Here is a 5,223-nt window from a genome sequence, read left to right on the forward strand (position 1 = left end):
AGATCAGCATTACACCTGCCCTATTTTATCTTAGCCGGCCGATGGGGCAAAGAACGCCCGTGGGGCAAGGCTTCAGTTCGATTGGGGCTCTAGTCAAAACGACATTTAAATTCTAGTTTTAAAATTAAAAGCCCCGGCAGTTAATTGCCGGGGCCCTTGTTCTTGTGCTGAATTCAGGTTTGGCTTGAATTTATGTTTGTTTGGACTGGCTTAATGTCGGTGCTAGTTGGCTGGGTCCCCCTCTGATGTGCCGAATCCCCAGGTTTCGCATGGCCGGGCTTCGGGGGTTTGCGATAGGAGCCTGAGCCGCCGCCGCCGCAGGCTAGCAACTCGGAAGCATGGGTATTGAAACGAATAAATTCAGAGGAATAGTCTTGGGATAGGCCAGCGAGTGAGCTGGTGCCGATAAGAATGAGGCTAAGAATCGGGGCCATGGACCTTCGTTGATGATAATTGTGATGGATAAGAAGAGTTGCTTCAACAGGCTGATTCAGCAGTGTTTTGGATGCGCATACTCAGCGCATGGCATCCATAGCGATCCCATGGCATGAACGCCATTGCAGCCAAGCTCCTGGGCTTTTTCTAGAGCCAACACCTTGCTGGGGTAGGCCATGATGTTTTCCTGGACTGGTCGACTGCTGTGGTGTTGGCGGCTGTTGCTTGGGCTGAATGTCCAGATACCCATGACATTGATGCCTGCCATCAGCACTCCCATGCCAACCACGCAGGCATTAATAATGCCCATTCCAACTACGCCAACGCTCACTACCCCCATGGGCACCACACCAATGCTCACTACCCCCATCGGCACGATTCCGATCGAAACGATGCCCAAGGGAGCTACGCCTATGGCGAGCAGCTTCGGTTTATCGCCGCATTGGGACATATCAATTAGATGGCGAGCAGTGAATTAATTCACTTGTAGAATTCAGTGCTGGGATCCACTGGGCTTGGAAGGCTGGGACCCACCGTGTGTGGCGCACGGCATCCACTGGGTACCCATGCGGTGGGCTCCGGTGCAATTGAAATGCAGCTTGGCAGCGGTTTCAGCTTCCGCCTTTGTTGGGTAGAGAGTCGGTACGTCCTTTTGGCCTGCGTTGCACGCTCCAGCCAGCAGGAATGGAGCCGCAATGGCTCCGATTCCCATCGCGGCAATCTTCAGGGAACTCATCGTCATGGGATTCAGCCGGAGGGGGCAGAAAATACTTATTTACATCCTAACACTTATCTCCAGTAAGAGCTGGCTGATGGAGACATGAGCGCTTTTCACTCGGGTCCTTGGGTAGAGTTGAATCTATCCACTGGATGGAGGGTTGACTAATGGCGCCCCTGCCCCTTGCCGCAGCTCAAGACGCTCCTGGTCTTCGGATTGGCGAGATAGCCAAGATCTCCGGCTTTTCGGTGAAAACGATTCGCTTTTATTGCGATCAAGGTTTACTGCATACGGCCCGATCTGAGGGCAAATACCGTCTATTCAGTCTCGAAAGTCTTGTAGAATTGGAAATCATTCGGGCTTTACGGTCTATGGATGTGCCGATCAGCGAGTTGGCCCGCATTCTTGAAGTGCGCCGCGCAGGCATATGCAATTGTTCGGTGATAAAGGATAGTATCTCAACTAACATGGCCTCAATTGACTCGCGCATCCAAATGCTGCAAATAATGAAATCTGAGCTGGCTCGCCTACTCTCCAGCTGGCAAGACTGCGGAGGCGCCAAATCCCCGGATGCTGCTAAAAACTGATCCGCTAGCTCCATTTACTCCCAGCTATCGGATGCGCCGTAGCAATCCCAATCAGATGCCAACATCCCTTCCTGCGAGGAGTGGACTTCAGTGCAGCCCTGCAGTGGGCCGGTACCAACCACGCTTGTGTTTCTGGCACCAAATGAGCGGAGCATTGAGAATCTATTTATTTGCATTGACAGACCGATGTACTTGGCAACGGGTGGTGGACGAAAAGCGCCTGTTGATCCTCACCGTTAATCAAACCAACCAAGCTGTCGCGTAGATCCAGGAGGTTGATGGCGTGGACGTCTTTTTGGCGGTGCTTGAACGACAAGACCGCAAGCCTCAGCACTGAATGAACTCGGCCGTCAGTCCAGCACTCGTTAGGAGTTGAACCACGGCAGTTTCAGACCAAGGGCTTCGATTGGATCCATTACGAGCTTGTTGAGAGCACGGCCTAGAACCACTTGTGGCTCGTCTGCCCGAATAGGGAGAACGGGATGGGAGTGACCGGCACCGTTGACAATCCTGCGTCTGATTAGGGAGTTCCCTGCCTCTAGCCCGCACACATAGGCTCGTTCCTGACACAGACCCTTGGCTCCATGTTCTTTGTCGCCCATCCGCACCCAGTCGCCAGCGCAGACGATCGACTGCGTTGAGGTTTCCAAAGGTGGCCGTTTTCTGAAACTGCCCGGAGAAAAGAGCGACACCGAGCTTGGATAGCGCCGCACCTCGGAATCAACAACCCTGGCATTGGTGAATTCTGGATGAGCGATGGGGAGCAGCTCGCGCGTAAGCAGATCGATGATTTCTTGATCACTCATCGCTGCAATAGCCGATGCGTTGTAAAAGTCGCTGGCGACCACCGAGCCTTGGGGCTGCTCATCACCCCAGAGAGCCTGTTGAGCATCCTTGTGCAGTTGATCCAGTATGAAAAAAGTGCCCCCAGAGCCCTTCAGTGATTCGAAGCGGGAAAACACGTTCGCTGGGTAAGCGATTGGAACATAACGATCCAGCCACAGACGTGCTGACACGACATCGATGGAACCAAGTGAAGCAGCACTAACAAGCTCTGGTGCTGCCTTGCTGAGTTCTGGAGATTGAGCCATCAGAGACTTGAGCCCTTTTGCACCAACGGCCAAGACCACAGCATCCACATCGTCAATCACCTGAACTGATTTGGTCTCCAGGTTCATAAGCTCAACCGAGCTGACACGCTGCGAGTCGGGCGACACATTCACCCGGCTCACCAACGTTCCCCCAAGGACCTGTGATTGCTCGCTGCTCCAGCAGTTGAGCTTGCGGTTGATCCCCCCGCTTACATACCAACTCAACCTCTCGGCGCAGCTCATCGATGGTGAGCGCCGCTAGAAAAAGCAAGGTATGTATCGGACTGCGGCCATTGGCGCCAGCCCGCTTCTTGGGCGCCTGGACTAGGTCGTCATCGACATTGCGCACCAACAAATCAGGGATGGCCCGCGAAGTTGGCATGCAATTCTAATGAATAATCTTAACCCTATGATTTGCTGCTATCTACGACAACGCAATCTTTACCTTCGGCGTCGCACCACAATTTATAAATATTAAGAACGTTTGGACGAATGCCCGCTGCAGGAACTTTCAAAAATCCTTGACGTTGCGCTGCCTCAAAAAGAATGCGCTCCTTTTGCGTTAGCCTATGAGGTATTTGACGACTTCCTATCCTTGATCGAGTCGATTTACCACGGCTTAATCTTTCTATGTCGTCCTTGGTTGGCTTGGACATGGAAAGCATCAAGTCGGGGCTAGCAGTGGCTAATCTGCAATCAATTGTTGGGCAGGTAAAATATTGCTTAGAAACGATAGTGCAAGGCTAAAGGAACCTCAGCAATGCAGCTGTAAAGTCGGACTAGAAACAGAACGGTAAAAATTGGGTGCGGCAGGCGGCATAACCATCAACTAGTGCACCGAGACCAATTTGGTGGGCGATACCAAAGCCCGTGAGGCCTTCCACCACGATGCCTATGACGATGCCGAGCATGGCGGCACGGCCGTTAAACAGTTCAGCTCGCTTGAGCTGTGTCACGAGGGTCAGCTGTTCGGTGCTGTTATTAAGCGCTGGGTCGTTAGAAGGAGTGTTGGTCATGGCTTTTGGTAGCGGAATAGTTACTGGAAACCAGAAGAAGCAAGAACTAGAAGCTCAATCGGCAAGATCCGGCTGGTTGAGAGCACCAACAATCCAGGCACCGATAAGAACGATGGTGATTGCAGAAATCATCCAACCCTCTTAGCCAGGTCCGTAGGACGGCTCAGCACGTAGATCGTCATTGCCGAGAGCACAGCGGTGATCAGAGCAACGACCGAGATTGCAGCGGTGTAGTCGGTTTCCATGACGTTCAACCCAGACCGATTTGGGAAAGGATGCCTTGGCCGGTGAGCAGCTCGGTGCCCAGGCCAATCACGAAGCCGAGCATGGCCAGACGGCCATTCCAGGTCTCGGCGAAGGCAACGAAACCGAAGCGGGGCGTGGGCTCAGTCATAACTGTTGCGGTTTGTTACGAGAACTGTAACGCAATGTGACGGGTTTGAGCACTGTCGCGGCTGAGGGCTGCGAATCCATGGGCGGCTGCCCTTCTTGCCGCTCAATCGACCTGGCGGAAGGCCTTCGCTGAGACGGCTGTCGGAGTGAGGGCCCAGAAGCCACCGGGTTGATCCGTTTCAGGGGCCCCATCGCCTTGATCCAGTCCGGAGGTGAGCTCGCTCCCCCCGTGCCTGCATTAAAGAGAGCGACCCGGCTCGTTGAAGAGCAGGGCAAGGCTGCCGCCTAGATAGAGGACCACCAGCTCCAGCACGGAGATGTTCAGGCCAGCCGTGAAGATGTGCTGGTAGGCCGCGGTGGCCATCGTGCCTGCCAGGGCCAGGGTGCCAGAGGGTAAGTAGCCCCAGGATCGCCAGCTAGCTGCCGATCAGCTCCGAGGAGCCGATCACCCCTGCGCTCTAGGGCCATCAGCGCCAGCAGCAGAACCAGCTGGGGAATGCCGATGATCGGTTAGGTCGGTGGGCCCATGCAGCGGCCACCGACAGTGCGTGATTAGCCGGGCTTATCGGTGTCATCAGCTTTGCTGTCGTCCAATTGCGCCTCTGGGTTGGTTGGCAATTGTGAACTGGTGTTACGTTCAGATGAGCGGGCGGTTTCCCGCCCCGCATCTACTTACTGCTTTCCTGCAAAGCCTCACGGCTGTAGTCAGGCAAGCCCTTCCCCGAACGTTCTCATGACAACCACTATTCAGCAGCGCCAAGGCGCTTCTGCGTGGAACCAGTTTTGCGACTGGGTCACCTCCACCAACAACCGCCTCTACGTGGGCTGGTTCGGTGTGCTGATGATCCCCTGCCTGCTGGCTGCCACCATCTGCTTCATCGTGGCCTTCATCGCCGCACCCCCTGTCGACATCGACGGCATCCGTGAGCCCGTAGCTGGCTCCCTGATGTACGGCAACAACATCATCTCCGGTGCTGTTGTTC

7 protein-coding genes and 2 pseudogenes are annotated in these 5,223 nt (G+C 54.5%); 2 read left to right on the forward strand and 7 right to left on the reverse strand.

The window, feature by feature from the left end; translation table 11 throughout:
- Positions 1-490: 490 nt before the first annotated feature.
- Positions 491-886 carry a DUF3721 domain-containing protein gene (locus KBZ07_RS15875; RefSeq protein WP_254932515.1) on the reverse strand — a complete coding sequence of 132 codons (396 nt, stop codon included), beginning with the start codon at positions 884-886 and terminating at the stop codon, positions 491-493.
- A 42-nt stretch (positions 887-928) separates the two neighbouring features.
- Complete coding sequence (locus tag KBZ07_RS15880; RefSeq protein ID WP_315859537.1) at positions 929-1,177, reverse strand: DUF3721 domain-containing protein; 249 nt, start codon at positions 1,175-1,177, stop codon at positions 929-931.
- Positions 1,178-1,320: 143 nt separating this feature from the next.
- Between KBZ07_RS15880 and KBZ07_RS15885 the strand changes: the two genes are divergently transcribed.
- Positions 1,321-1,740: a MerR family transcriptional regulator gene (locus KBZ07_RS15885; RefSeq protein ID WP_254932516.1), complete on the forward strand. Its 420-nt coding sequence runs from the start codon at positions 1,321-1,323 to the stop codon at positions 1,738-1,740.
- Positions 1,741-2,105: 365 nt separating this feature from the next.
- On the opposite strand, the pseudogene KBZ07_RS15890 reads toward KBZ07_RS15885, so the two are convergent.
- From KBZ07_RS15890 to KBZ07_RS15905, 5 genes and pseudogenes are all read right to left on the reverse strand, one after another.
- Positions 2,106-2,999 (reverse strand): annotated as a pseudogene (locus KBZ07_RS15890) (FAD-dependent oxidoreductase); the annotation flags it as partial.
- Positions 2,923-3,213 carry a FitA-like ribbon-helix-helix domain-containing protein gene (locus KBZ07_RS16535; protein ID WP_396124139.1) on the reverse strand — a complete coding sequence of 97 codons (291 nt, stop codon included), beginning with the start codon at positions 3,211-3,213 and terminating at the stop codon, positions 2,923-2,925. The pseudogene KBZ07_RS15890 and the gene KBZ07_RS16535, both read right to left, overlap by 77 nt.
- Positions 3,214-3,610: 397 nt before the next feature.
- The gene (locus KBZ07_RS15895; protein ID WP_254932517.1) at positions 3,611-3,847 is read right to left on the reverse strand and encodes a chlorophyll a/b-binding protein; all 237 of its coding nucleotides are present in this window, start codon (positions 3,845-3,847) and stop codon (positions 3,611-3,613) included.
- Positions 3,848-4,097: 250 nt separating this feature from the next.
- Positions 4,098-4,241 carry a chlorophyll a/b-binding protein gene (locus KBZ07_RS15900; protein ID WP_106502518.1) on the reverse strand — a complete coding sequence of 48 codons (144 nt, stop codon included), beginning with the start codon at positions 4,239-4,241 and terminating at the stop codon, positions 4,098-4,100.
- A gap of 237 nt (positions 4,242-4,478) precedes the next feature.
- On the reverse strand, positions 4,479-4,604 hold the full coding sequence (locus tag KBZ07_RS15905) for a hypothetical protein (protein ID WP_254932518.1): 126 nt from the start codon (positions 4,602-4,604) through the stop codon (positions 4,479-4,481).
- A gap of 369 nt (positions 4,605-4,973) precedes the next feature.
- On the opposite strand from KBZ07_RS15905, the pseudogene KBZ07_RS15910 reads away from it, so the two are divergent.
- Positions 4,974-5,223, forward strand: a pseudogene (locus KBZ07_RS15910) (photosystem II q(b) protein); the annotation flags it as partial.

This window comes from Cyanobium sp. BA20m-14 (genome assembly GCF_024346295.1).

Excerpts from the sequence above, each read along its gene's own strand:
- KBZ07_RS15875 (WP_254932515.1), bottom strand. The coding sequence starts at position 886 with ATGTCCCAATGCGGCGATAAACCGAAGCTGCTCGCCATAGGCGTAGCT.
- KBZ07_RS15880 (WP_315859537.1), bottom strand. The coding sequence starts at position 1,177 with ATGACGATGAGTTCCCTGAAGATTGCCGCGATGGGAATCGGAGCCATT.
- KBZ07_RS15885 (WP_254932516.1), top strand. The coding sequence starts at position 1,321 with ATGGCGCCCCTGCCCCTTGCCGCAGCTCAAGACGCTCCTGGTCTTCGG.
- KBZ07_RS16535 (WP_396124139.1), bottom strand. The coding sequence starts at position 3,213 with ATGCCAACTTCGCGGGCCATCCCTGATTTGTTGGTGCGCAATGTCGAT.
- KBZ07_RS15895 (WP_254932517.1), bottom strand. The coding sequence starts at position 3,847 with ATGACCAACACTCCTTCTAACGACCCAGCGCTTAATAACAGCACCGAA.
- KBZ07_RS15900 (WP_106502518.1), bottom strand. The coding sequence starts at position 4,241 with ATGACTGAGCCCACGCCCCGCTTCGGTTTCGTTGCCTTCGCCGAGACC.
- KBZ07_RS15905 (WP_254932518.1), bottom strand. The coding sequence starts at position 4,604 with ATGGCCACCGCGGCCTACCAGCACATCTTCACGGCTGGCCTGAACATC.